Source organism: Putridiphycobacter roseus (assembly GCF_003234935.1).
GTDB lineage: Bacteria > Bacteroidota > Bacteroidia > Flavobacteriales_D > Crocinitomicaceae > Putridiphycobacter > Putridiphycobacter roseus.
Window position 1 is genome coordinate 40,009 of sequence record NZ_QKSB01000012.1, and the last position, 25,296, is coordinate 65,304.

Below are 25,296 nucleotides of genomic sequence, written 5' to 3' on the forward strand. Positions count from 1 at the left end.
TTTGAATCAATCTGTTTTTGGTGGTGGCGGAGGAAGATTCTTTAATTTTTTGAAAATTTCTCGTTTAAAGTCATCTTGTGCTTTAAAAAACTTTACCGCTTTGTCCTTACCGACAACACTGGCAAACTCACTTAAGTAACGCAACTCCATTTTAGCCGACTTTTCTTCTAGTTTAAGCATTTTCTCAATTAAATCATATGCTTCATCTTCCGACAATACATCTTGACTTTTTAATGCGTATTTAATTTTACGAGCTTCTCGGTGTAAATTGCGCTTTTCACTTTCATAAGCTTCATATTTCGACCAAAAGACCTTGGCTTCACTCGCTGTTAAGGTCATTGCTTTTGTAATAAAAGCTTTTTTTTCTTTTTCAATTTGTTCACGGTCTATATGCCCTTTTTGTGCGAATGTAGCTGTGCCAAAACTCAAGATGAGTAATAAAAATAATATTTTTGTTTTCATAACTTATTGTTCTAAATAGTAATCGTATACATCAAAATCCATATCGTCTAGTAAGACTTCTTCTAGGACGTTTTCGTTGGTGATTTCAGATGGTTCCGTATAAAAATCAATCAAATCATTCTCTGAAACGTAAGATAATAATACTTCTTCTTGTGCGGTATAAGTTTCTGCCAATTGTTCACTTGAATTATTATTGGTCATTAAGGGTAAGCTAAATAATATAATAATTACTGCTGCTGCTAGAGAGATATAAGCAAATAAATGCTTGATTTTTGATTTAGGTTTTACTTCAGCACTTATACTTTCGGCAAACGTTTCAAAAAATGCAGTTGGTACTGTAGGTTTTTCGTTTTTTTGCAAATCAGACAGGCTAAATAATTTATTTTCTGACTCAATATTTCCCATCAAGTCTTCATTAAATTGTTCAAAGAAATTTTCAGGCAACTTTGGTTTTGCCGCTTTCTTTAATTGATTTAATATTTCTTTTTTTGGTTCCATGTTATGCTTATGACCTAAATTATTACAAAAGGTTTAAAGTGCTTGTATAAAGGTTTCAATTTTTTTTACGGCAATGTGGTAACTGGCTTTTAATCCACCGACTGATGTACCTAATAGGTCTGATATTTCTTGATACTTCAAGTCTTCAAAATACTTTAATTGAAAAATTTGTGCTTGCTTCTCGGGTAGTGTTGCAATGGCATTCATTAAAATTTCAGAAATTTCCTCACTAGAAAAATCTTTGCCATTTACATTGGCCCCACTTTCAATAATGCTATCATCTAAAGTAAGGGTAGGGTTTTTATTTTCTTTATTTAGAAAAGTAATGGTTTCGTTATAGGCAATTCTATACAACCAGGAATATATTGCCGATTCGGCTTTAAAATTTGGGAGCGCTTTCCAGGCCTTGATGAATACATTTTGCATAATATCTTCTGCATGCTCATGATTCCTGGTCATTCTTCTTATTTGCCAATATACGCGTTCTTGAAAAGCATTTACAATCAATTTAAAGCCTACTTGTGGGTTGACTTTAAATTGATCCAATAAATCCTTATCAGCTATTTTCTGCATGCTTTAATTTGTACAAAAATATACAGTAACTAATTACTTTCTTGCGATTACTTTCTCGGCTGCTGCAATAATATTAGGTGTATTGATATTGTACTTAGTCAATAACTCTTCCCCTTTTCCACTTTGTCCAAAAGTATCATTAACGGCTACCATTTCAAGTGGTGTAGGTAATTTTCTTGCCAATAATTGTGCAATTGAATCTCCTAATCCTCCATTCATCATATGCTCTTCAGCCGTTACTACACATTTAGTTTTTCTAACTGAATCTAAGACTGCCTTTTCGTCTAAAGGTTTAATCGTATGTACATTTATTATTTCAGCTGATATTCCTTTTTCTACTAAAGCTCTTCCTGCTTCAATTGCTTTCCACACTAAATGACCTGTAGCAAAAATACTTACATCAGTCCCTTCACTTAACATATCTGCCTTTCCGATCACAAATTTTTGATCAGGCGCTGTAAAATTTGGTACTTTTGGTCTACCGAATCTCAAATAAACTGGTCCAACATAATCCGCAATTGCTATGGTTGCCGCTTTTGTTTGGTTATAGTCACAAGGAGAAATCACTACCATATTTGGTAACATTTTCATCAATCCTATATCTTCCAATATTTGGTGCGTAGCCCCATCTTCTCCTAATGTTAATCCGGCATGTGAAGCACAAATTTTAACGTTTTTATTAGAATAAGCTACAGATTGTCTAATTTGATCATAAACCCTACCAGTAGAAAAATTAGCAAAAGTTCCCGTAAAAGGAATTTTCCCGCCAATAGTCAAACCTGCAGCCATACCAATCATATTGGCTTCTGCAATTCCTGTTTGAAAAAAACGTTTTGGATGAGCGGCCTTAAAGGCGTCCATTTTTAAAGAACCAATTAAATCGGCACATAAACCTACCACATTTGGATTTGTATCTCCTAATTCTGCTAGTCCTGCTCCAAACCCTGAACGCGTGTCTTTTTGATCAATTATTTCTATATTTTCCATAGCCATTTTTTAATTTTCTTGGTATTTATAATTTTAAACTAATATTGTCTCCAGCAATTATCTGAAAGTTTTTGTATAAAGTATAATCTGTTGATGTTGCTGATTTTAATCGGTAAACAATTTGGTATTCCCCTGGTTGTAAATGAAAAGATCCTTGGTTCTCTTCCGCTGGTAAGTCACAGACCCATTCTAATTCCCCACTTTCTAACCTTAAAAATATCTGTCCTACAATAGGTTTGTATGATTGAATCCATAGTCTACCTGCTCCAGGAATATCGATATATTTATAATTACTTTGGGTAATGTTAACATTCTTCTTTAGGATTCTAGGTAAAGTTAATATTTCTAGATCATAAGTTCCCACCAGATATTTTTGTGATTCATTTATTTTTTGGACATTTAAGGTGTTGGGCGATTTTGTATGTCGCACAATTACCTCTGCGTTACTTTTTGTACTTTTCCCATTGATCCTCACTTTTAGTAAACCTTGAGGCGTATTTAAGTCAATATGGTTATGTCTACCTTTAAGGATACTCACATTTTTCAAAGTCACTTTCGGAAGTGTATGCGCTACTACATCATATTTTAATTCAGGATCTATAATAGTAATAGTATCTGGATTCATTTGGTAATTCAAAGTATGCATAAAAGTATATTTCAACTTTTTTGTCCCAGCTTCATAAAATAACACGGTGGTATTCGTTTCCGTAGCATTAGCAGAAATATCATTTAAATCAATCTGAACCGTAGTGTTGTTAATAACATCACTAATAACAGACTTCATCACCTTTTCAAATGATTTTAAAGTAGAAGCTTCATAAAAGCGACCGATACAGTTAAAATCATTCAAATACGTTAAATCAATACCTAAACCAACTACAAAAGGAGTTACATCTACCCCTTTATCTTTTAAAGTCTTAGCAACTTCACAAGGAAAACCATCACAAGCTTCTAGCCCATCTGTGATTAAAACAATTACATTTCTTGTAGTTTGGTCTGGAAAATCACCAGCCGCTGCTTCCAAAGATTTTGCAATTGGTGTCGTCCCTTTTGGCTCCACATTTTCAATAAAATTAATAATTGCGTCATGGTTATTTGCTGCAAACGGAATTTCCAATTTGGTATCGTTGCAATCCTGATAGTCAGGTTTAATTGGTGATTGGTGACCATAAACTCGCAAAGCCAATTCTAAATCTGGAATATCTTTTAGGTCGGTAATGGTCTGTTTTAAAATTTCTCTTGCTCTTTCTATTTTCGTAGAACCTTCCCAAGTACCATTCATGGAATTAGAGGCATCAAAAATAAACAACATGCGTGTTATTTCCTGACTACTTGCAGCGTGAACAGTCAAAAAAACACAACAAAAAATGATCAATATTCTTTTCATGATTAAAATTTAAAATAATATGGAAATGAAAAGAATATCATGTTTAATAATCGCCTAAAGTTTCTTTTAATTGACCCAAAGCTATTTGTTCTTGTTCAAGAGAAGGAGGAGAACCGTGCCATTTATGTGTTCCTTCCATAAAGTCGACTCCTTTCCCCATTGCGGTTGTCATGATAATCATAATTGGTTTACCGTTTCCAGTCATTTCCTTAGCTTTTGCTAAAGTGCTCAATATCTCAGCATGATTATGTCCGTCCATTTCAAGTACATCCCATCCAAAAGCTTGCCATTTTAATCTCAAGTCTCCTAAAGGTAGTACATCATCAATATCTCCATCAATTTGTTTGTGGTTATAATCAATGGTAGATATTATATTATCCACTTTATTACCAGCAGCATACATAGCTGCTTCCCAAATCTGACCTTCTTGTAATTCTCCGTCACCATGTAGGGTATAAATAATACGATCGTCACCGTTTAATTTTTTTGCTTGTGCAGCACCAAGTCCAACAGAAAGACCTTGTCCTAATGAACCTGAAGCCATTCTAATACCAGGTAAACCTTTGTCTGTACTTGGGTGACCTTGTAATCTTGAGCCTAATTTTCTAAAAGTCGCTAATTCTGATTTATCGAAATATCCTCTGTGTGCTAAAACACTATATAGTACTGGTGAAATATGTCCATTAGATAAAAAGAACAAATCTTCTCCTACACCATCCATTTTAAAGTCATTTGGATCTAATTTCATCACATCAAAAAACAAACATGTCAAAAAGTCGGCACATCCTAAAGAACCACCGGGATGACCTGATTGAACAGCGGTCACCATTCTAATAATATCTCTTCTTACTTGACTACTGATTGATTTTAATGCTTCGATCTCCATATTCTTTATTTATTTGACAAAATTATATTAATTTCTTTGACAGGTACAATTCGCGGGACTTTAAATTTCACAATTTATCAACGTCTATTTTTTTAGTTGTAAAAATCATTTGGATTTAGCTTTGAAAATGCACTTGTTTTTTTTATAAACTTTTGGGTAACAATACTTTTTTTATACAAACCGGCTTTATTAAAAGTAGTACTCTCCGATTTAATTATTTTTCTTTTAGCCATTAATTTTTTCCAATTCGCATACAAACTTATGTGCGCCTTAAATACAGCTGCAAAATGTTTAAATTGAAATTTGACTAAAAACATCATAGCAGCTATGCCGTCTAAAATTAATCGGTAAAATATTTTTGTAAAAAGGTGATGTTCGTGATTTTTGACAATCATGTACAAACTATTTCTAAAATTAAGGTACGTTTTCTTTGGATTCATGTAATCTAAAGTCCCACCACCTACATGGTAGACAAAAGATTTTGGCGTATACATTAGCTTATAACCTCTTTTCTTTAAGCGCCAGCATAAATCAATTTCTTCCATATGGGCAAAAAAATCGTCATCTAAGCCACCCATTTCATGGTACAATTCCGCTTTTACTACCATACAAGCTCCCGTTGCCCAAAAAATTTCACTTTCTTGATCATACTGACCTTTATCTTCTTCTACTACTTCAAAAATTCGACCTTTACAGAATGGGTAATAATTTTTATCTAAATAACCTCCTGCTGCACCTGCATGTTCGAAATGAGTTTTTTGTTTGTAACTTAATATTTTAGGCTGTACCGCTGCAATTTTTTCATCTGAAGCTAAAAGTTCAATACAAGGAGCTAACCAGTTTGGGGTCACTTCAATGTCAGAATTCAATAAAACATAGTACTTTTCAGGCACATGTTGTAGTGCTTGATTATACCCTGTAGCAAATCCACCATTAGATGGGTTTATTATAAGTGTAACCTCTGGGTAATTTGATTTTAAGAACGCCACCGAGTCATCAGTCGACTGATTATCGGCAACATACACCTTCGCATGATTTGAATTTGCCATTACAGCAGGTAAAAAATCTTTTAAGTATTTTTTACCATTATAGTTTAATATGACAATTGCTGTATCCAATGATTCCGATTAATGAGGGGCGAAAATACTAATTATCGAAATAAATACCGCTATTTCCATCCATAGATTCGCCTGATTTAGTATTTCTTTTTAAAAGTTCCTGCCGCCAATTGGTATTTTGAATTTCACCAGGCATATCTGAGTGCAGCAACGGGTAATCATTTGTCACTAAATCCGGGTTATAAAATATAAACTGCATGTTAGATCTTTGGCCTATTTTATAATACTGCCATATTTGGTAAGGGTATGCGCTAGTACCATTTGCTTGATCTGTAATAAAGTTAGGGGGACCATATTTCAAATGAATCCTTCCTCTATCAGTTTCAAAGCCTTTTCTTATTTGTGTACCAAATAATTTTTCGGCATATTGGACTTGTATTTTATAGTCTTGCCATCCTCTAAAAGGATTTTCCGGTGCGGATTGTACCCAATAAGAATAAAAATACCGTTTTAAGTATGTAGTATCCCTGGCCGTGAGCATTTTTCTAATCCTTTCGTATTCATATTGTGGTGAAATTGGCATTAAACTAGCCACAAAGTAAAATACCGAGTCTGAAGATAATTCTTTTTCAAAATTATTTTCAATATCGACATTCGTAATATCGATTGGTTTTATTTCTATAATACTCCTTCTTTTAAAAGGGGTAATTTTTTCCAATAAAGTATCTTGTTTTGAATTAAATACTTGCATAACCAATTCGTACTCTCCTGTTTTTAAGTCATGAATTGGTAACACATTAATAATTGGGATTATTGGAGCAGATTTTAACTTTTTATATTGAAAATAACTCTCTAGGTTATTGGTTGTTCCTTTCTTGCGAATATTAAACGTTGCCACATACTGCATGGTACTATCAAAATTTTCTATACTATTATACAGCTCTAAATAATACACTATTTTGTCATAATCTGGTGGAAAAAAATTGGTGAAATATGGAATCATTCGGTAACCATTCTTAGTGAATTTATCGTTAACATCTGATTTAGTAATGTCTTGAATGAAGGCTACATCTGCGCATTCAACTCTTAATTTTAATTGTTTTTCTATTTCAATATCAAATTTACCTTCAATAATTTCTCCGCTATTTAAGTCTTTCACAGATAAGTCAAAAGTATATTTACCTGTTGACAATTTAAATCTTTGCATATCAAAAAAATCATCTACAATAGAGTCTTTCATTTCTGGAGACTTTAAAACATATTTATCGACTGCAATAATTTTTTCATTTTGCATAAAGACTTGCGTAATCTCTAAATTTGCTTCTAGATTACCATTTTCATTGGCCATAAATTTAAGAGAACCACTTGCAAATTGTAAAGCCGTTTCCACATAAGGTTCATGGTCGACCGTATAATAAATATGATAGTTAAAAAACACTCTTGGTTTTGCCAATCCAACCAAAGAAATTGAATAAATAATAATGCTCAGGATAAATTTTTTCATGATTCTTCAAATTTAAGCAAAGTTTATCAGTTTGATTAAAAAAAATATTTTTTCTGAAACTACTGTATATGCTGGTTTTATAAAATCTTCGAAAAAAATATTTGTTTTTTTTTTCAAAAACTTTTGCTGAATAAAAATAAACACTACTTTTGGCGCGGAGAGTTGGCAGAGTGGTCGAATGCACTAGTCTTGAAAACTAGCGTACCGCAAGGTACCGAGAGTTCGAATCTCTCACTCTCCGCAAAAGAAAACCCATCAACATTGTTGATGGGTTTTTTGTTTTATAAACCATTTTAAAAGCCTCAGCTTTTAAAAAATGGAGTTAAAACAAAAAACCTATTGCGAAGAAATGATTGGTTTTCATGCTTGTTAAGGAAAACACAAAGGAGATCACGTAAGTAAACTCAAAATAAAAACGAACGTAAGTAATCTCGAGTAAAACAACCTAAGAAAACAAAAATTGCGCAGCAATATAAAGTTTTCAAACTCGAAAAAAAACCACGTAAGTAATCTCAAGTAAAACACCTCAAGAAAACAAAAATTGCGCAGCAATATAAAGTTTTCAATTTCCAATAAAAGATCACCTGAAAAAACTACCCTCCCCCCTAAAAAAGCATTGTTTTTTATACAATTCAATGAAAAATTTATTTTTTTTTCGAAAACATTCGTTGAATAAAAAAATAATACTACTTTTGCCGCGGAGAGTTGGCAGAGTGGTCGAATGCACTAGTCTTGAAAACTAGCGTACCGCAAGGTACCGAGAGTTCGAATCTCTCACTCTCCGCAAAAAAAAACCCATCAACATTGTTGATGGGTTTTTTGTTTTATAAACCATTTTAAAAGCCTCAGCTTTTGAAAAATGGAGTTAAAACAAAAAACCTATTGCGAAGCAATGATTGGTTTTCATGCTTGTTAAGGAAAACACAAAAGAGATCACGTAAGTAATCTAGAGTAAACACAACCTAAGAAAACAAAAATTGCGCAGCAATGAAAAGTTTTCAATCTCTCACTCTCCGCAAAAGAAAACCCATCAACATTGTTGATGGTTTTTTTGTTTTATAAACCATTTTAAAAGCCTCAGCTTTTGAAAAATGGAGTTAAAACAAAAAACCTATTGCGGAGCAATGATTGGTTTTCATGCTTGTTAAGGAAAACACAATAGAGATCACGTAAGTAAACTCGAAAAAAAAACCACGTAAGTAATCTCGAGTAAACACAACCTAAGAAAACAAAAATTGCGCAGCAATGAAAAGTTTTCAAACTCGAAAAAAAAACCACGTAAGTAATCTCGAGTAAAAACAACCTAAGAAAACAACTTTACGACCTCCAAAACCTCAAAATTGCGAAGCAATGATTGGTTTTCATGCTTGTTAAGGAAAACACAAAAGAGATCACGTAAGTAATCTCTCACTCTCCGCCAGCAATTCTTTTAAGCCAAGTGTTGACAAAATCTTCTTTTTAGCTACCAGAATAGCTGTAATTAGAGCTTCATTTAACCCAGTACTTACGCGAAAATGTCTTTACTGAAAATTTAGCATTGACCACTCATGAAGAAGTAATCTCCCCTACCAATAGCATAGGCTTTACCAGCATTTTAATAAACGTATTTATGATTTGAATAAATACGAATACTTCTAAAAAATAATTTCGAAGTAATTAAAATGAATTAATTCACGCATTACAGGGTTTACCCTATAAATCTTATTCTCCGCTTTACTCACCTTTGCATTGTAAATAATATAATTATAGATAATATGAAAAAAAGAATTGGATTAGTAATGCTGTTTATGGTTTTTATATTTTCCGTTAAATCACAAGGCGAATATAAAAGTGCTGTTGGTGTAAGAGGCGGTTTTTACAAAGGTATATCGGCTAAACATTTTATGTCAAATAAAGTAGCTGTAGAAGGATTATTAACGACTCGATATAACGGTATAAATATTACTGGGCTATTGGAATTTCATAATCAAGCATTTAATACAGAAAGATTAAATTGGTATTTTGGTTTTGGCGCACATGCTGGCTATTATAACAGTATCTATTATTCATATTATGGAACAAATTCAGGGTATGGAAAAACCTTTGGTGTAGATGGTATTATAGGAATTGAATACACTTTAGACTTTTTCCCCTTAAACATTGGATTAGACTGGAAACCCATATTCAATCTTTATGGCGGAAGTTACTTTAGAGGTGACTCAGGTGCATTGTCGATCAGGTATTGTTTTAATCAATAAAAATTATAAAAGGACCTGATTAATATCCATTAGGTCTTTTTAATTTTTCATTATTCTCATTGCATGGTGTAATATATAACAGCTCTTAAAGCGCATTCAAATACTTCATTTTTTATACGCCTTCTATCTCGGTTTACGTTTTTTATTAAGTTAGTGTTTTTTGATTTTAGTACAACTTATATCCCGAATTTAAACAAGGACTTACCCCCTAATAACGGAATTATTATATTAAAAATAATTGGCGCTTTTAGCATAAAAATTTATCCATATTTTTTGTGGTTCATTTACTATGTCATTTGAAAACTATCATTTTCTCTCCATAAAAGAAAACCCATCCACATTGTTCAAGGGGTTTATGGTGTAAAGAGAACCTCTTAAGTAATCACTTAAAAACAACTTAAACATCCTTAGAAAAAATAGGTAGCAATTAAATGTTTTCACCATTAGGAAAGAACCCACGATAAAAACAACAGAAGTAAGCACCCACTAATTATCCTGCTAAAAACATTGAAAAACATACGCTCACAAAGGTTTTTAATCTTGTATACTGCCTTTAATTCATCCTATTCTAAAAAATAAAAGGAAGCAATAAACTTCTTTTTGTTTAATCTTTTTGATAAATGATTAAACATTGCGTATCTTTAGCCACAGAATAAAAATGGAATTGATCATTAGGTACAAACTAAATTAAATATGTTCGGATTATTTAAAAAGAAAACAGAAAAAGAAAAATTGGAAATTAAATTTAAAAACTTGCTAAATGAAGCACATCAATTATCCACTGTTAATAGGCAACGAAGTGATGAAAAGGTGCAAGAAGCCAATGAAGTAATGAAAAAGATAGAAGAATTAATTTAAGGAATTTATGCAGGAAGAAAAAAGGCCAGACAATGTTGTTTTTAATACAAAGACCAATCAATACGACGCGTCATTAAAGCCGTACCCAACAAATGTTGGGGCACCAGTAATTACGACAACGGATACCCAAGTCTGGAAAAACAGAAGCATTAATAAAGTGAACCATAAGGTGGCTACAAGGTATTTAGAATTACAAAATGCTTATCAAGAAATGATGGCTGAATTTGAGTACAACAATCTTATTTTTAAAGCTATTTTTAATTTTGAGCCTATTATTGGGGAGACCTATCATCTATACCAAAGAGAAAATGGAGAAAATTTTTTATCTCTTATAGCCCCACATGAATGCAAATTTACTTCGCTAGGAAGTTTTTATTTGAACGCAGACCAAATTTGGGAAAAAGTGTAACGGTAAATGAAAACAAATTTTAAACTAAGTATTGAGGAATTGGACCGTGTTATAGAAATGGCTTGGGAAGACCGTACACCATTTGAAGCGATACTGTTTCAATTCAAATTGGCAGAAAAAGACGTCATTTACCTCATGCGTTCCAACTTAAAAACAGGTAGTTTTAAACGTTGGAGAAAAAGGGTAAATAGTGGCAATAGTCAAAAACATTTAAGGAAGAGGTTGCAATCCATTGATCGTTTTAAATGCACCCGTCAAAAATCGATAAGTAATAACAAGATTAGTAAAAGATAATTTCTTTTAATCAGCAAGCACTAAACCAGTACAAATGCACATTAGCAAAAAGGAAATAGAGGCATTAGACCGTGTCAAAAGACTAAAAATAATCAATGCTGTTTCAGGCATAAAATCGGCAAATTTAATTGGTACAATCAATAAAAAAGCGCAGACTAACTTAGCCATATTTAGTTCTGTTGTCCATATTGGCAGCGATCCTGCCTTATTAGGTTTTATGATGAGACCGACCGCTGATGTTCCAAGGAACACGTACAATAACATCATGGAAAACGAGCTTTACACCATCAACCATGTTCAGTCTTCTTTTATTAAAAATGCACATTACACTTCAGCAAAGTTTGAGGAATCTATTTCAGAATTTGATCGTTGTAACCTATCCGAAGAATTTATCACAGACTTTCAAGCCCCTTTTGTTAAAGAAAGTACTTTTAAAATGGGGATGAAACTAAAGGAATCAATCCATATTAAATCCAATAATTCCATATTAATCATTGGAGAAATTGAACACTTGATATTACCTGACGATTCCATGGTAGACAATGATATTAACTTAGAAGTTGCCAATAGTATTGGAATTTCAGGTTTGAACAGTTATTATTCTTTAAAAAAGGTAGCCTCTTACCCTTATGCTAGAGAAAAAGAAATTCCAAATTTCGAAACCCATTAACCATTCTCCTGCGTTTCTAATTTACACAAAACATCTAACTTCTTTTCGGCTATTGAAATGATGAAAAAATATTTCTCCCCCACTCCTTTAAAGCAATAAATTAGGTGACAAAATCGCAGCAGAAACACCCCCAATTAAATCGAGCTCCATGCAAAAGCTAAAAATGCAATTGTTAGATTCAATTAAATAACCACACTTAGCTGGTACCTTTAAATACCCAACTCGAATTGTATACTGTTTTGTAAATGTTTTAAACGATATTCTAATTGCTGGTAATATTGTAGTATAAAAAGTCGATTAGAATAAATTTTCAATAAAATGGATCTCATTATTTGATGGTCACCAACTGAAATACTGAAAGGCTGCTGAATACTAATTATCCTACCTGCATTATTAAATTTTAATTGTGGGGCCAGCATTGAATTGATGGTGTTGAAATAGCTTTTTTGGAATTGCATTTCCTCATACTCCTCTTCTAATTTACGAAGGGTATTATAATCGTATTCATACAGTGAGATTATTTCTTGCCTTAATTTGTCATTACGGACTACTTCTAATCCCTTCGATTTTAAGGTGGAATAACCTGCAACATTCTGGACATTTATAAAGTCTCTGGTTAAATTTAAATAATGCTCTTGAATAGAATCTCCTGTATAGGTCCCTTTAACCAATATTTGGTTCCACACTTTACAAGCACGTAAGCCAACTTGATGCCCCTTGACATTAAGCTTTAAATCTTGTAAATCCTTACTCAAACCATTATTAATCTCTCTTAAAATTTTTGATTCTGCATGTACATTTTTTCTATAATCATTCCAATTATTCAATGCAAAAGCAGAGATAACAGCAATGAATATGGACAGGAATTCCAAAACATAGCGTCGTCGCCGTTCTTTTTTCAGCGGTAATTTATCCATAAATCAGTTATTCATTTTTAAAGGTCATAAAATAGTTATAATAAATCAAGAAAATTATAAGAATCAAAACTAATCCAACTTTTTATCCCTAAATGAAGGCATCTATTGCTTAGAAAGGGATAGATTTTATGAAATAAATACAGTTCCAAAATAATATCTATATTATATTCGTACTTTAGTCACCATTAGAACACTATGCCTCAAAAAATCAAGGAAAAAACACTGAAGAACCTCACGCTAATAATAATTGGAATATTTTGTGCTGGCTTTGGGCTAAAAGGGTTTTTATTACCAAATTCATTTATTGATGGTGGCGTAACTGGTATATCTTTACTGGTACAAAATGTAACCGGTATTTCATTAGAATATTTAATATTAATAATTAACACTCCTTTTATAGCCCTGGGATACCGTCAATTTGGAAGAAGTTTTGCTTTAAAAAGTCTGGTTGCCATAATAGGACTTGCTTTGGTTATTCACTATTTAGAATTTCCTAGTATTACAGAAGACAAATTATTGGTAAGTGTTTTTGGAGGTTTCTTTTTAGGAGCAGGTATTGGATTAGCCATGAGAGGTGGTGCTGTTTTAGATGGGACTGAGGTCTTGGCAATATTTTTAGGGAGAAAAACAGGTGCTACCATTGGTGATTTAATCATGGTATTTAACATTATAATATTTGCCACAGCTACCTATTTATTATCTATTGAAACGGCACTTTATGCCATGTTAACCTACTTAGCAGCCTCTAAAACAGTCGACTTTTTTATTGAGGGTGTAGAAGAATATATTGGCGTAACCATAGTCTCCATGGAAAGTCAAGAGATTAGAGAAACAATTATCAGTAATTTTGGGCGTGGTGTTACCGTTTATGAAGGTCAAAAAGGATATGATGTCTCTTCAAAAGCATTGACGGATGTAAAGATACTTTATACTGTAGTTACCCGACTTGAAATAACTAAATTAAAGAATGAAATTCTCAGTGTCGATCCGGAAGCATTTATTGTAATGACCAGTGTAAAAGATTTAAAAGGAGGCATGATTAAAAAGCGTGGATTTCAACATTAACCGCTCCCCTCTTTCCCTCCTCATATAAAAACCAGGGGGCTTTACACGAAAGAAAACTAAAGCATCAACTCTTTTTTTACTGTTCTATAAAACCGTTAATAAGTTGTATATTAATTATGTGTATATTTACACTGTCCATTAAATATAATTTATGCAGAAAAAACAATTTTTATTTACGACACTAATAATTTGCCTTTTATTGATAAGCTGTAAAAAAAATGGTGAATTCATCACGGATAAAACGACATATAAGCAAGGAGAAATAATTACAGTTTCTAATACCACTGAAAAGTCTTCAAAATTTTATAAGTGGGACTTTGGAGGTGTAGAAATAATAGAAATAAACCCTACTTACACTTTACCTGAAAATACACCCGTTGGTAGTTTTACCATTTCTATTTTACCGGTAAATAGTTTAAATACTACTGATAATTGGAAGAAAGGAAGTAAAACAGTAGATATTGTGGAAGCAGAGGAAGCTAAATTTTTGTTTTATCTTTCTGCGCCAATTCTATCGGCATCAGATGAAATATGCGTCATTACCATTGGGGACGTGAGTAAAGAAGTAGCTGTGCATGAACTTGCGCCAAACTGTGAAAGTAAAAACAATTTAAATGCTGTCACTTTCGATCATTTAAAGCCTGGTACTTACGATTATCTTATTCACGGTTCTTCTTCGTCTGGAGAATATACACTTACTGGTAAATCAACATTAACATATGGGTATGACTGCCAAATAATTGATATATTTAAGTTGTAAAAAACTTATTATCAAGCTTTTTCCTCTAAATTTGAAATCACCCCTTTGATCTGCTTTAAATGTCGTTCTTCATGTGCTAAAATAATCTCAATCGCTTTATTCAAGGTGTATACAATATTTTTATTGGAAGGAGAAGCCAGTACGACATCCCCAAAGTTTTGCATTTCTAAAATCATTTCTTTTAATTTATTTTGATGATTTTGAAATTTTTTGAGACTACTAATTCCTTCCTCTGTATTTGGTTCCCAAATTGGAAAAGTTTTTAACTTTTTCTTGCTGTCTAATTGTACCGACTTTAAAATAGTTTTTCCCATAAAACGGACCATAAACCCAAATTTACCTAGCCATGGTGTTTGGTATTTCCCTGCCTTAATTTGATTAAAAATGGGGAAATAAGAACGGTTAAAGTTTATGAGGTGTGACAAATTTTGTGTAACACTCCACGTTTGTAAATTCGGTTGCCAGTTTAGTTCAACCGAATTTAAAGCAGCAATATGCTGGATAAAGTCATTCGTATTCTTATCTAATTTTTCCGTCCAATTATCCATAATTAATATCCGTCTAAAAGTTACCATGAAATATCATTTCCATAAAAGTCTTAACCAGAACAATAGACTGAAGTACTAATTAAAATACGTTCCATCATTGGTCATTGGTTATGCTTCAAACTTTACTCCACGCTAAAAACATGACGGCAAAGGTTAAAAAAAAATAACATGAAAGGCAGTCAACAAGACAAAAAAATTAATTCGCCATATCTTTTAAATCAGATAATGCGTTTATTTTATTAGCGGATGTCATTTCTTCAATCAACGCTTTACCAAATTCAGAACAGGACAAAGCTGCTTTTGTAATTGATAAATCACCAGTCACTTTTCCTTTTAAGATTAATTGTTTAGCTGCAGCATCTATTAAATTAGCCGCAGCAGTCCAACCAATATGGTGCAACATCATCACGCCAGAAAAAATTAAGGAAAGTGGATTAGCAATGTCTTTTCCTGCTATATCAGGCGCACTGCCATGAGTTGCTTCAAAAATGGCCATACCCGTTTTATAATTAATATTTGCCCCAGGGGAAATACCTATACCACCAATACAACCAGCAATCGCATCCGAGATATAATCTCCATTTAAGTTTGTGGAAGCCACTACTGCATGTTTCTGCGGATTTAATATAATATCTTGAAAAAAGGCATCTGCTATTCGGTCTTGGATTAAAATTCGATTGCTCGTATCTACGCTATCTTTCGTATCCCAAGTATAAGTCTGGTCTGGAAATTCTTCCTTGGCTAATGCATACCCCCAATTACGAAATCCACCTTCTGTAAATTTCAAAATATTACCTTTATGTACAATGGTAACAGAGGGTAGTTTATGCGCAATGGCATAATTTATAGCAGATCTGATTAAACGTTCAGAGGCTTGTTTGGATACTATTTTCAATGCAATAGCAGTCGTATCAGGAAAATGAACATACCCTTTACTGTTCGAATTTTTGACGATATCTAAAATTTCATGTACTTCTTTTGAATTCATCTTAAATTCGATACCACCATACAAATCTTCGGTATTTTCCCGAAATACAGTCATATTTATTTTTTCAGGATGTTTCAATTCTGACTTTACGCCTTTAATATATCCCATTGGACGCACGCAGGCATACAAATCTAAAATTTGTCGCAATTGCACATTGATAGATTTAAAACCTTCTCCAACAGGAGTGGTTAGCGGCCCCTTAATGGCAATTTTATGTTTTTTTATCTCCGCTATCGTTTCATCAGGTAAAGGAAGGCCCGTCTTTTCTATTGCATTCATTCCCGCAAGAATTTCTACCCATTCTATTTTATTTTTCCCTTCATAAGATACAGCAACTGCTTTGTCAATTATCTGTTTAGTAACGGCCCATATTTCTGGTCCAATTCCATCTCCTTCAATAAAAGGAATAGTAATATTTTGATTCATAATAATTTTTATTTACCAAATGTGAAGCGAAATAGATAGTCCACCTTTGAGATATCTTATCAAATTTATAAAAAGTACATGAAAATCAAATGAAATACCCCACTTATTCCTTTAAGATTTTAACGTTATCAAAATTTAATGTTAAAATTTAGACCTTGGTCTACTAGTTACTATAAAAACCACTTAACCAACACCATGCCAACGCAACACTACACCTGACATTCTCATTTATTTAATTTATGTGTAGCAAGTGGATGACTAGAAAAGGGTTTGTGATTTTCCAGTCCTATAATCTCACAAGTTATGCCCATTTCTCTTTTTTCATTTTGATAGTTATGAATAAAGGACATAAAGGAATGATCGACTAATTTCGATTTTTCAAAATCGATAACTACATTATTTTGATCGGGGATAGTGGAAAGTTTTTTCTTAAATGAAATTAGATTAGAAAACACTGCGGCATCTTCCACCACTAATGTACTGGTACCATCTACGTCTATTATTTCTCCCCGAGCGGAAAATAAATTTGAAAAACTCACACCATTTGCTAAATGGAAAATAAATTTGACTAAAATTCCAGCTAAAATCCCCAATAATAAATCTTCTGCAAGCGTGACAATAACTGTAATAAGAAAAATCACCAACTGCTCTTTTCCTACTTTATAGGTATGGATAAATTCTCTAGGTGCCGCCAATCTATATCCCGCATAAATTAACATAGCAGCTAATGCAGCATTGGGAATTAATTCAATTAAAGGAATAATAAAAATCATAGCCAAAAGCAGAAAAACACCTTGAAAAAAATTAGACCATTTTGTTTTAGCTCCAAAACCAATATTAGCGGAACTACGCACTACCTCAGAAATCATTGGCAGACCACCAAATAATCCAGAAATAACATTTCCTGCTCCTTGCCCTATTAGGTCTCCATTATAATTAGATTGTCGTTTATAGGGGTCTAAACTGTCAATTGCTTTTACAGTGAGTAATGATTCTAAAGTACTTACAAATAAAAACATAATAACATATTTCCAAAAAGCAAAAGTTGCTATTTCTGAAAAGTCCGCATTGATTGCTAAACTGCCCCAAAAATCGCCAATAGCAACTAGGGAATATTCTGGTTCTGTTTGTTTGAAATGCCAAATTATAGTTAGCGGAACTGCTACCAAAAGCACCAACATGGGTGCAGGAATTTTATTTATAAACTTAACTTTAAACCTGGGCATAACAAACATAATTATAAGTCCCACAACTCCTATTACTGCGATATGCCAATGGGAATGCAGCACAAATTTTGGAATGTCCAGTAATAGCGCTATTGGTCCTTCTCCTTTATACAATGTTGGATCATCTCCTAAAAGCACTGGAATTTGTTTGGCAATGATGATTATACCTATGGCTGCTAACATACCATGTACTGCAGAATGGGGAAAGAAATCACTCAAGGAGCCTAGTTTTAACAATCCCATTATGATTTGCAGAAAAGCCATGACAACGATCAAGGCACAAACAATTTGCCAACCATGTGTTCCACCACCAAATTCAAGTACTGCCGCTGCAGATATGGTGATTAGTCCGGCTGCAGGACCTTTGATACTTAATTCAGACACTTTAAAAAAGACAGTAAACAACCCACCAATGATAGCTGTTAATACCCCCATTGCTGCTGGAAATCCGCTGGCTTTAGCAATACCTAAACTAAGTGGTAATGCGAGTAAAAAGACTAAAAAACCTGAGGTTAGGTCTGTCAGAAAATGGGCTTTTAAGCCCTGAAGGCCCATTTTTGGTTTTTCAATTGTATTCATTTTTTTTGTGTGTTTTATTAGTGTGTATTTTTGTATGTTTTTTTTAAATTACGATAAGGTTTATGCTGACCTTCTTGCTTCTGGGCGATACCATTTATGATTTGGTCCTAAGAAAATTCTTGCATAAATTCTCATGATGGCAATACCAGACACCACATAATTTATGGCCAATAGTCCCATTAAAAATGGTTGATTTAATTGCACATGAGAAAAAATTAAATCCTCTCCTAAAAAAGTAGTGGTGATTGGAAACCCACCTAAAGCAATGGCACTCAATAAAAATAAAATTGCCTTGTATTTGTGTTCAATCGCATGTCCATAGTAATCATCCAAACTATATTTTTCTTGTTTCGATAATAAATACATCACTGCTATCCCTAGCACTCCTGCTATAGCCACGCCAGAGAGGTAAAGTTCGATTTCAAAGAAATCGAAATGCGCATTAAATGAAACTGCAAAAGCAATTAAAAAATGGTTCAGCACCAATAAAATCCAAGCGCCATAAGGATGTTTTCGAATAGTAAATGCCCTTAACACAAAAGCCAATGCCAATAAGCCAAATACATTCGGCAAATACTGGTCGAACATTAATTGCTCAACATCATAAAAAAGGAATAAATAACCAGAAAAAACACTGATAACGATAAATATACCTATGGCTGTCTTAGTATTTAGTTTGGATAAGTTACCGCCTATTTTTTTTACCGGAAACCACAAGTATTTATAAATATAATTATCCATATAAAACTCCTTTAAGGATAAAACATACAAGGTATTATAAAGTTTAGATTGCCAATTATTCATTGTTTTATCTTCGGCTCCTTTGTAATTAAAAAATTGATCTCTTAATTTATAAGTCACAATAGAAGGACTGATTAATAGTTGATAAGATCTTAAAAAGGCATTTCCAGTTAAATGAAACAGTGCCAAGGTTTCAAACCCAAGAGCAACTTCTACCATCATGATACCAATTTGGGCCAAGGAAGAATAAGCTATTTGTCCCTTAATTGAAAATTGTACTCTCGCAATACTGGTTGAAACAATTGCCGTGATTAGTCCCAAGAGAATAATGTTGACTTGTACAAATAAAATGTGGTGCCAAAAAGGATAAGTTCTCAACATTAAATACACCCCTATATGCACCGCAATGGAGCCATAAAAAATAGAACTGGATGGTGTTGGACCTTCCATTGCTCTTGGTAGCCAAGAGGAAAATGGAAATTGTGCAGACTTTACACTAGCTGCTAAAATAATGGCAAAAGAGACCAGTATTGCTACTCCCATATTTTCCGCAATATGCGATTGTACAAAGGCTACATTCTCTAATTTAATAAAAGTCACATTTTCATGAAACAAATGGTGCATAAACCACATGGCCAATAAAATTCCAATATCCGCTACTCGATACATAGAAAATACTTTGAATCCATTTCTTACCGGCAAGTAACGGTCGCGATAATAAGCAATCAAAAGAAAAGAAGACAGACCTAAAATCTCCCAACCGATAAACATAGTTTCAAAATTTCCAGAAAAAATAATCACTTGCACCCCAAAAAAATACAAAATCATGGTATTAAAGTAGCGCTTATATCCGCTATCTTTATGCATATAACCTCTACTAAACATGGCTATCATAAAGGTAAGTGTGCTAGACATGATTAAATAAGTTGCGGTGACTTTATCGAACAACAAATCGATAAAAAAATGATAATGTCCATTACTGTACAGGGTAATTTCCTTGATATTTAAAGAATCGTGCTGTTGGAATACCCAGTACAAAGTAAATCCAATACCGAATAGCACTTGGACACCAGCAGGTATGGCCATAGATAAAAAGATACCGTTTTCGTTTTTACTTGGTATCATCAAACTGACTAAAAAACCCAAAAAAGGGATAATTAGAAATATAGGTAATATAGTTTCCATTCTAACGGTTAATTTAATTGGTGAATAGGTAAATTTTTTGAAGAACTTTCGATTAACTTTTCAAAATCCTTCAGTATTGGAATTGATTCTTGAATCGGTTGGTACCGTTCAAAAGACCCATCAATAAGCATGTATAATTCATTGTCAAAAGGATTAAAAACAGTAAGTTTCATCCAATTTTTATCATACCATTCAAAGGTTCCAGGGTTATCCTTTAACACCTTCAAAACAACTTCAGGTTTTTGTTCCACTACCGTTAGTATTCGAATTGGATCATGCACATCAATCATCTGATAAGGTAACCCTGGTCTTAAGTCCCCTTTTACCCCATTCGCTATAGCATAAAGTCCAATTACATTTTGTGGCAATTTAGAACCAGCACCTAACTTTTCATTATCTACAGTAGAAAATAAATATTCTAAATTTATCCCGCCGCAGACCCCTGTTCCCGCATTTAAAATATTGGTTAATAGTTTGCCATCTGGGTCTGATTTATAGTCATAAGAATTTAAAAACGCCCGTTGGTCTAGAAACAAATTTTTAGTCAATTTTCTATTTCCAACAATAAACAGGGCATTATTTGAATGGTTATATTCTGGACGTGGTTCAAACAAAGACAAAGCTCTTTTTTTTACTTTTTCGTGCACTTTTTGTGCAGATTGCTTTGTGTTAACCAGTAAAAATTGTCTTGCACGCTCTTTTGCATTCATGTCTAAAGCAAGACCAAATTGGCGTTTGTTTGATTGGTGTAATTCTAATGTATGATCAGGAACTTCCTCTTCGTCAAAATACACAAATGTATCTTGTGTCGTATCGTGATACCCCCCTATAAAATGTGTAAATTCTGGAATTAAAATACCATCCGCTGCTAAGGCTTTTCGTACATCTTTTCGATTCGCCATTTTGGCAAACAATCTTGCATTTACACTACTTGGACGGCCCGAGCAGGCACCACAATTATACCCTGCAAAGTAAGGATTATTCGTACTACTGCCACCATGACCAAAAAAGTATACTAAAGGTGCAAAACCAGTTGTTAAACCAGTATTGGACAATTCCCCTTTCACCATTTCAATCATTTCAGCTACCGTAAATCCAACATTTAAATCGTCTTCTTTTGCGCCACCCTGATTTTCATAAATTAAAGTAGAACCATAGTCCATATGGTCGTTTTGTGCATTGTACTGCCCTACGCTTTCCTTCGGATTAAAAATATTCAATAATAGTTTAAAACTAGACCAAAAACCAACGGTTTGAGAAACAATAAATCCAATGATAAAACCATGTGTATTATTGTTAAAATGAATGTCCGTTTTAAAAGTAGATTTCCTGTCCAATTCTTTAATTAAGTGCTTTGGCGTAAAGGGACCAGGACAAATTTGAGTGGCAAATTTAGCATTTTCAGGTTTGAATTTTGCAATAATATTAAAATGTGCAGGCGTCCCAAATGTTTGACAATTGGGATGTAACCTTTCAATATTCCTTCTGATACTCTCCTCCCGATCATCCATGCAAAAGAAAGCTTGTGTTTTTATTTCATCCGTTTCTACCCGCTTTGCGTATTTAATACCCGATAAAACTTGGTCATGTAACATCCATTCAAATGACCTTTGCCATAAAGCCAAAACTTCCCAATAATCATTCGTTTCTACCTTTCTAAAAATATCCTCTGGCTCAAATTCAACTCCAATTGCAAGTGGTCTGAAATTCCGATTTACAGCAGATTCTAGCGCTTCTAACTCTAATAATAATTCCAAATAAATAAACTCAAATAAAGAGATTGGCCTTGGAACATAAATTGCGTCAGGCTTTTTCTCAATGGCACATACCATTCCTGAAATTCCTGGATGGGTATATTGTTGGTCAATTAAATATTGTTCAAAATAACGATCATCACCAACAATTAAATATAAAATATCGGATAAGCATTTATCTTTTTTATACAACAGTTTAATCGCTTTTTTAGAATGAAAGAGTTTTGCATAACTATGTTCTTGTACTTCCATTATAGTAGAAAGTAAGTTCATATTTGTTTTAGGAAATCCCTTAATCGCTATTCCTTGATCTAAATATGCATTGATTAATCGAATCAGTTTGGGACGAACCATACCGTCCATATCTATACCATAATCACTTTGCCAAACCTTTCTCAAGTTCCCAATCCTTGGTTGTACAAAAGTAGGCTCTTCCAATGCAAACATTTTTTCTCTCCAATGGTCAATCTGAGACTTGCCCTTTACAGTAGTAATTACCGAATCGATAACCGGATCAGTAATCTCCCCTTTTATATACCGATTACGGTAATCTGATAAAGCTAAAAGTGTCCGGTTACCAAAAATATTGGCCGACAATTTTAAGGCCTCAAAAAATTCTAAATTTTGAAAGGCATGTAAGGTGTTGTGGTGCACAAAATCCTTTAAAGGTGCTTGAGCGGGGAGAAAATGCGATATTTTTTTTAAAGTCGCGCTTTCGTTGAATGAATTGGTCATTATTTAAATATCCGTTAAATACGTTAAGTAATTATTTTTTCAATCTGAATCGATTGAATAGAGATAAAAAACTGATTTTTAAGAATAAACTACCAGTGAACAGTTAAGAATATAAAAAGGTAATTTGCGAATGCGAACCTTGGCTATACCATTTTCAGAGATAAGCAAGGGAGAAAAATAGGGTAATAGTTGATCAAAAATAATTGCTAAAGAATACCTGTTTTTAGTACCATCATTCCCTTTTGTTTCCTTTACAATAAAGCAATCATTTACCACTACATCTTCTTCCTCCTCTATTTCCATTTGAAAAACGGTAAGACTAGTTTTTGAAAAATCGGAAAACAAATCTCCTGCCATAACAAGAATGGATATCAGGCATAACCCAAAAACATATCCACCTACTTTGAAATTCGTTTTCATAAAATATTTCACAAATGTAATATTTTATATATCTTTACGTAACATTTGCGAGTAAAATATGTAACATTTGTTAAGTTTGGTTTTTTATGAGTTTTAACGCACAATTTGATTTCAAAAGTAGTCACTTATTAAAGGGGCTAAATAAAACAGAATTGGATATTATCCAAAAAAGCCAAGAAACGCTTAGGTTTTCCAATGGAGACAAAATTTTTTACGAAGAAGGCATTCCAACTGGCATATATCAATTGATTTCAGGAAAGGTAAAAAAGTATAAAACGGTACTTAACCATCAACAGCAAATATTTTACATTTATTCTAAAGGAGACTTATTTGGCTACCATGCACTTCTTTCTGATGAGCGATACCAAGATTCCTGCGAGGCATTGGGCAATGTGGTCGTCAATTTTATCAGTAGAAATAATTTTTTGGCAATATTAGAAGAAATACCTGCGCTCAAAGATGCGCTTATTATTAATATGGCACATGAGTTTGGTGTGTTGGCAAACATCATAGGGGTTCTATCCCAAAAATCACAAAATGTAAGACTGGCCTTGTTTTTACTTTTACTTCAAAACCGATTTTCAGCAATTCACCCTGACTTTAAAGGTGTAGATTTAACCAGAGAAGATTTGGCAAATATTGTTGGTACTTCTCGGGAAAGTTTGTCTAGAAGTATTAATCATTTAAAAAAAGAAAAATTTATCTCCGTGAATAAAAGGCTTATCACCGTAATAGATATAAAAGGAATTGAAGCATATATATATAATTAAAATGAAAGAAAAACTTAAAAAATATTATCCGTATTTTTTGGATGCTTGGCAATACCTAGTCATCATCTTAATATTTATTATCGCCGCCATATTTTTCTTGTAAGCTGTTTTATTAACATAGCATACAATCGCCTTCATTAAGCATTATAGCGGTGATTAAAAAATGGGGGACTTCGTTTTCGGAGAAAGATTTCCTACTTTGCTACCAATAAATGCTTCAAAATAGTGGACTTAAAATAAGTCGTACGTTCTTGGTAAAAAGATTCGTTTAGCTGTTCAAAAAAAGTTCCTGTATAAAAAATATATGCCAAAAAAAAGGGGATAAAAGTAATAATACTTTATCCCCCAAATTACATAGCTTAATCTTATTGTAAATATTTCCAAATTAAATCTTTTAGCTCCACCAAACCTTGTTGGGCTACAGAAGAGATAAATAAATTAGGAACATCTGGTAAATCCTTTGCTATTTCAGCTTTTAATTCATCATCCAACATATCAGATTTAGAAATTGCTAATAGTTTTGGTTTATCTAATAAATCAGGATTGAACTTTTCTAATTCATTGTATAATACTTCGTATTCTTTTTTGATATCATCAGAATCAGCTGCAATAATAAAAAGCAATAATGAGTTTCTTTCAATATGTCTCAAAAACCTTAAACCTAATCCTTTTCCTTCAGAGGCGCCTTCAATAATCCCTGGAATATCTGCCATAATAAATGACTTATAATCCCGGTATTCCACAATACCTAAATTTGGCGTTAGCGTAGTAAATGGATAATTCGCAATTTCAGGTTTTGCAGCTGAAAGTACAGACAACAAAGTCGATTTACCAGCATTTGGAAAACCTACTAAACCAACATCCGCCAATACTTTTAACTCTAATATAATCCAGCCTTCTCTTTCGGGAATACCGGGTTGAGCATATCGAGGTGTTTGGTTGACAGAGGTTTTAAAATGCACATTTCCAAGTCCACCTTTTCCACCTTCCATAATTATTCTCTCTTCTCCCTCTTCTGAGATCTCGAATAAAAAATCTCCAGTTTCCGCATCTTTTGCGATAGTACCCAAAGGAACATCCACAATTACATCTTGCCCATCTTTTCCAGAACTTTCATTCTTTCCACCTGGATCGCCATGTGTTGCTTTGATGTGTTTACGATACTTTAAGGGTAATAAAGTCCACAATTGCTTATTTCCTCTCAAAATAATATGTCCTCCTCTACCACCATCTCCTCCAGCTGGTCCGCCTTTTGGAATATATTTTTCCCTTCTCATATACATTGATCCTGGTCCACCTCGACCCGATTTACAATGTATTTTCACATAATCAATAAAATTGGACATGCCTTGTTATTTT

The 25,296-nt window shown here is 33.2% G+C and carries 24 protein-coding genes and 2 tRNA genes; 10 read left to right on the forward strand and 16 right to left on the reverse strand.

The annotated features are described in order from the left end of the window. Positions 1-6: 6 nt before the first annotated feature. The 8 genes from DNU06_RS14810 to DNU06_RS14845 all read right to left on the reverse strand — a co-directional run bounded on the left by DNU06_RS14810 (position 7) and on the right by DNU06_RS14845 (position 7,355). Positions 7-462, reverse strand: a complete 456-nt coding sequence (locus DNU06_RS14810) for a hypothetical protein (protein WP_111064276.1) — start codon at positions 460-462, stop codon at positions 7-9. A 3-nt stretch (positions 463-465) separates the two neighbouring features. Then, positions 466-960 carry a hypothetical protein gene (locus DNU06_RS14815; protein WP_111064277.1) on the reverse strand — a complete coding sequence of 165 codons (495 nt, stop codon included), beginning with the start codon at positions 958-960 and terminating at the stop codon, positions 466-468. 33 nt (positions 961-993) lie between these two features. After that, positions 994-1,533, reverse strand: a complete 540-nt coding sequence (locus DNU06_RS14820) for an RNA polymerase sigma factor (RefSeq protein WP_111064278.1) — start codon at positions 1,531-1,533, stop codon at positions 994-996. A 33-nt stretch (positions 1,534-1,566) separates the two neighbouring features. Next, the gene (locus tag DNU06_RS14825) at positions 1,567-2,520 is read right to left on the reverse strand and encodes a transketolase family protein (protein WP_111064321.1); all 954 of its coding nucleotides are present in this window, start codon (positions 2,518-2,520) and stop codon (positions 1,567-1,569) included. A gap of 25 nt (positions 2,521-2,545) precedes the next feature. Further along, positions 2,546-3,907, reverse strand: coding sequence for a vWA domain-containing protein (locus tag DNU06_RS14830; protein WP_111064279.1), 1,362 nt, complete (start codon positions 3,905-3,907; stop codon positions 2,546-2,548). A 43-nt stretch (positions 3,908-3,950) separates the two neighbouring features. Beyond that, a complete protein-coding gene (locus DNU06_RS14835; protein WP_111064280.1) occupies positions 3,951-4,793 on the reverse strand; it encodes a transketolase in 843 nt (280 codons plus the stop codon). 92 nt (positions 4,794-4,885) lie between these two features. After that, positions 4,886-5,911, reverse strand: coding sequence for a glycosyltransferase family 2 protein (locus tag DNU06_RS14840; protein WP_111064281.1), 1,026 nt, complete (start codon positions 5,909-5,911; stop codon positions 4,886-4,888). A gap of 28 nt (positions 5,912-5,939) precedes the next feature. Then, positions 5,940-7,355 (reverse strand): GWxTD domain-containing protein, encoded by a 1,416-nt coding sequence (locus DNU06_RS14845; protein WP_111064282.1) that lies wholly within the window; start codon positions 7,353-7,355, stop codon positions 5,940-5,942. Between the two features lie 156 nt (positions 7,356-7,511). Here DNU06_RS14845 and DNU06_RS14850 point away from each other — a divergent pair. The 7 genes from DNU06_RS14850 (at position 7,512) to DNU06_RS14880 (ending at position 11,823) form a co-directional block, all read left to right on the forward strand. Then, positions 7,512-7,596, forward strand: a tRNA-Ser gene (locus DNU06_RS14850). Between the two features lie 458 nt (positions 7,597-8,054). After that, positions 8,055-8,139, forward strand: a tRNA-Ser gene (locus DNU06_RS14855). A 970-nt stretch (positions 8,140-9,109) separates the two neighbouring features. Next, positions 9,110-9,592 carry a hypothetical protein gene (locus DNU06_RS14860; RefSeq protein ID WP_111064283.1) on the forward strand — a complete coding sequence of 161 codons (483 nt, stop codon included), beginning with the start codon at positions 9,110-9,112 and terminating at the stop codon, positions 9,590-9,592. A 693-nt stretch (positions 9,593-10,285) separates the two neighbouring features. Further along, complete coding sequence (locus DNU06_RS14865; RefSeq protein WP_111064284.1) at positions 10,286-10,450, forward strand: Lacal_2735 family protein; 165 nt, start codon at positions 10,286-10,288, stop codon at positions 10,448-10,450. Positions 10,451-10,457: 7 nt separating this feature from the next. Next, the gene (locus tag DNU06_RS14870) at positions 10,458-10,859 is read left to right on the forward strand and encodes a DUF2452 domain-containing protein (RefSeq protein ID WP_111064285.1); all 402 of its coding nucleotides are present in this window, start codon (positions 10,458-10,460) and stop codon (positions 10,857-10,859) included. Between the two features lie 6 nt (positions 10,860-10,865). Continuing rightward, positions 10,866-11,153, forward strand: a complete 288-nt coding sequence (locus DNU06_RS14875) for a TIGR03643 family protein (protein WP_111064286.1) — start codon at positions 10,866-10,868, stop codon at positions 11,151-11,153. A 34-nt stretch (positions 11,154-11,187) separates the two neighbouring features. Beyond that, positions 11,188-11,823 carry a flavin reductase family protein gene (locus DNU06_RS14880; protein ID WP_111064287.1) on the forward strand — a complete coding sequence of 212 codons (636 nt, stop codon included), beginning with the start codon at positions 11,188-11,190 and terminating at the stop codon, positions 11,821-11,823. Between the two features lie 209 nt (positions 11,824-12,032). On the opposite strand, the gene DNU06_RS14885 is transcribed toward DNU06_RS14880, so the two are convergent. Beyond that, positions 12,033-12,740 (reverse strand): hypothetical protein, encoded by a 708-nt coding sequence (locus DNU06_RS14885; protein WP_111064288.1) that lies wholly within the window; start codon positions 12,738-12,740, stop codon positions 12,033-12,035. A 195-nt stretch (positions 12,741-12,935) separates the two neighbouring features. On the opposite strand from DNU06_RS14885, the gene DNU06_RS14890 reads away from it, so the two are divergent. Next, entirely contained in the window at positions 12,936-13,805 is an 870-nt protein-coding gene (locus tag DNU06_RS14890) for a YitT family protein (RefSeq protein WP_111064289.1), read from the forward strand. Positions 13,806-13,956: 151 nt separating this feature from the next. Further along, positions 13,957-14,565 carry a hypothetical protein gene (locus DNU06_RS14895; protein WP_111064290.1) on the forward strand — a complete coding sequence of 203 codons (609 nt, stop codon included), beginning with the start codon at positions 13,957-13,959 and terminating at the stop codon, positions 14,563-14,565. Between the two features lie 11 nt (positions 14,566-14,576). Here DNU06_RS14895 and DNU06_RS14900 read toward each other — a convergent pair whose 3' ends face one another. The 6 genes from DNU06_RS14900 to DNU06_RS14925 all read right to left on the reverse strand — a co-directional run bounded on the left by DNU06_RS14900 (position 14,577) and on the right by DNU06_RS14925 (position 23,167). Beyond that, positions 14,577-15,113, reverse strand: a complete 537-nt coding sequence (locus DNU06_RS14900) for a DinB family protein (RefSeq protein ID WP_111064291.1) — start codon at positions 15,111-15,113, stop codon at positions 14,577-14,579. Positions 15,114-15,309: 196 nt separating this feature from the next. After that, on the reverse strand, positions 15,310-16,527 hold the full coding sequence (locus DNU06_RS14905; RefSeq protein ID WP_111064292.1) for an NADP-dependent isocitrate dehydrogenase: 1,218 nt from the start codon (positions 16,525-16,527) through the stop codon (positions 15,310-15,312). Between the two features lie 224 nt (positions 16,528-16,751). Continuing rightward, entirely contained in the window at positions 16,752-18,332 is a 1,581-nt protein-coding gene (locus DNU06_RS14910; protein WP_111064293.1) for a SulP family inorganic anion transporter, read from the reverse strand. 60 nt (positions 18,333-18,392) lie between these two features. Beyond that, positions 18,393-20,258, reverse strand: coding sequence for a proton-conducting transporter transmembrane domain-containing protein (locus DNU06_RS14915; protein WP_111064294.1), 1,866 nt, complete (start codon positions 20,256-20,258; stop codon positions 18,393-18,395). Between the two features lie 8 nt (positions 20,259-20,266). Beyond that, positions 20,267-22,747, reverse strand: a complete 2,481-nt coding sequence (locus DNU06_RS14920; RefSeq protein ID WP_111064295.1) for a YbcC family protein — start codon at positions 22,745-22,747, stop codon at positions 20,267-20,269. Positions 22,748-22,825: 78 nt separating this feature from the next. Then, positions 22,826-23,167: a hypothetical protein gene (locus tag DNU06_RS14925; protein WP_111064296.1), complete on the reverse strand. Its 342-nt coding sequence runs from the start codon at positions 23,165-23,167 to the stop codon at positions 22,826-22,828. Positions 23,168-23,253: 86 nt separating this feature from the next. Here DNU06_RS14925 and DNU06_RS14930 point away from each other — a divergent pair, with 86 nt between their 5' ends. Further along, on the forward strand, positions 23,254-23,937 hold the full coding sequence (locus tag DNU06_RS14930) for a Crp/Fnr family transcriptional regulator (RefSeq protein WP_111064297.1): 684 nt from the start codon (positions 23,254-23,256) through the stop codon (positions 23,935-23,937). Between the two features lie 365 nt (positions 23,938-24,302). Here DNU06_RS14930 and obgE read toward each other — a convergent pair whose 3' ends face one another. Next, complete coding sequence (gene obgE, locus DNU06_RS14935) at positions 24,303-25,283, reverse strand: GTPase ObgE (RefSeq protein ID WP_111064298.1); 981 nt, start codon at positions 25,281-25,283, stop codon at positions 24,303-24,305. Positions 25,284-25,296: the final 13 nt, after the last annotated feature.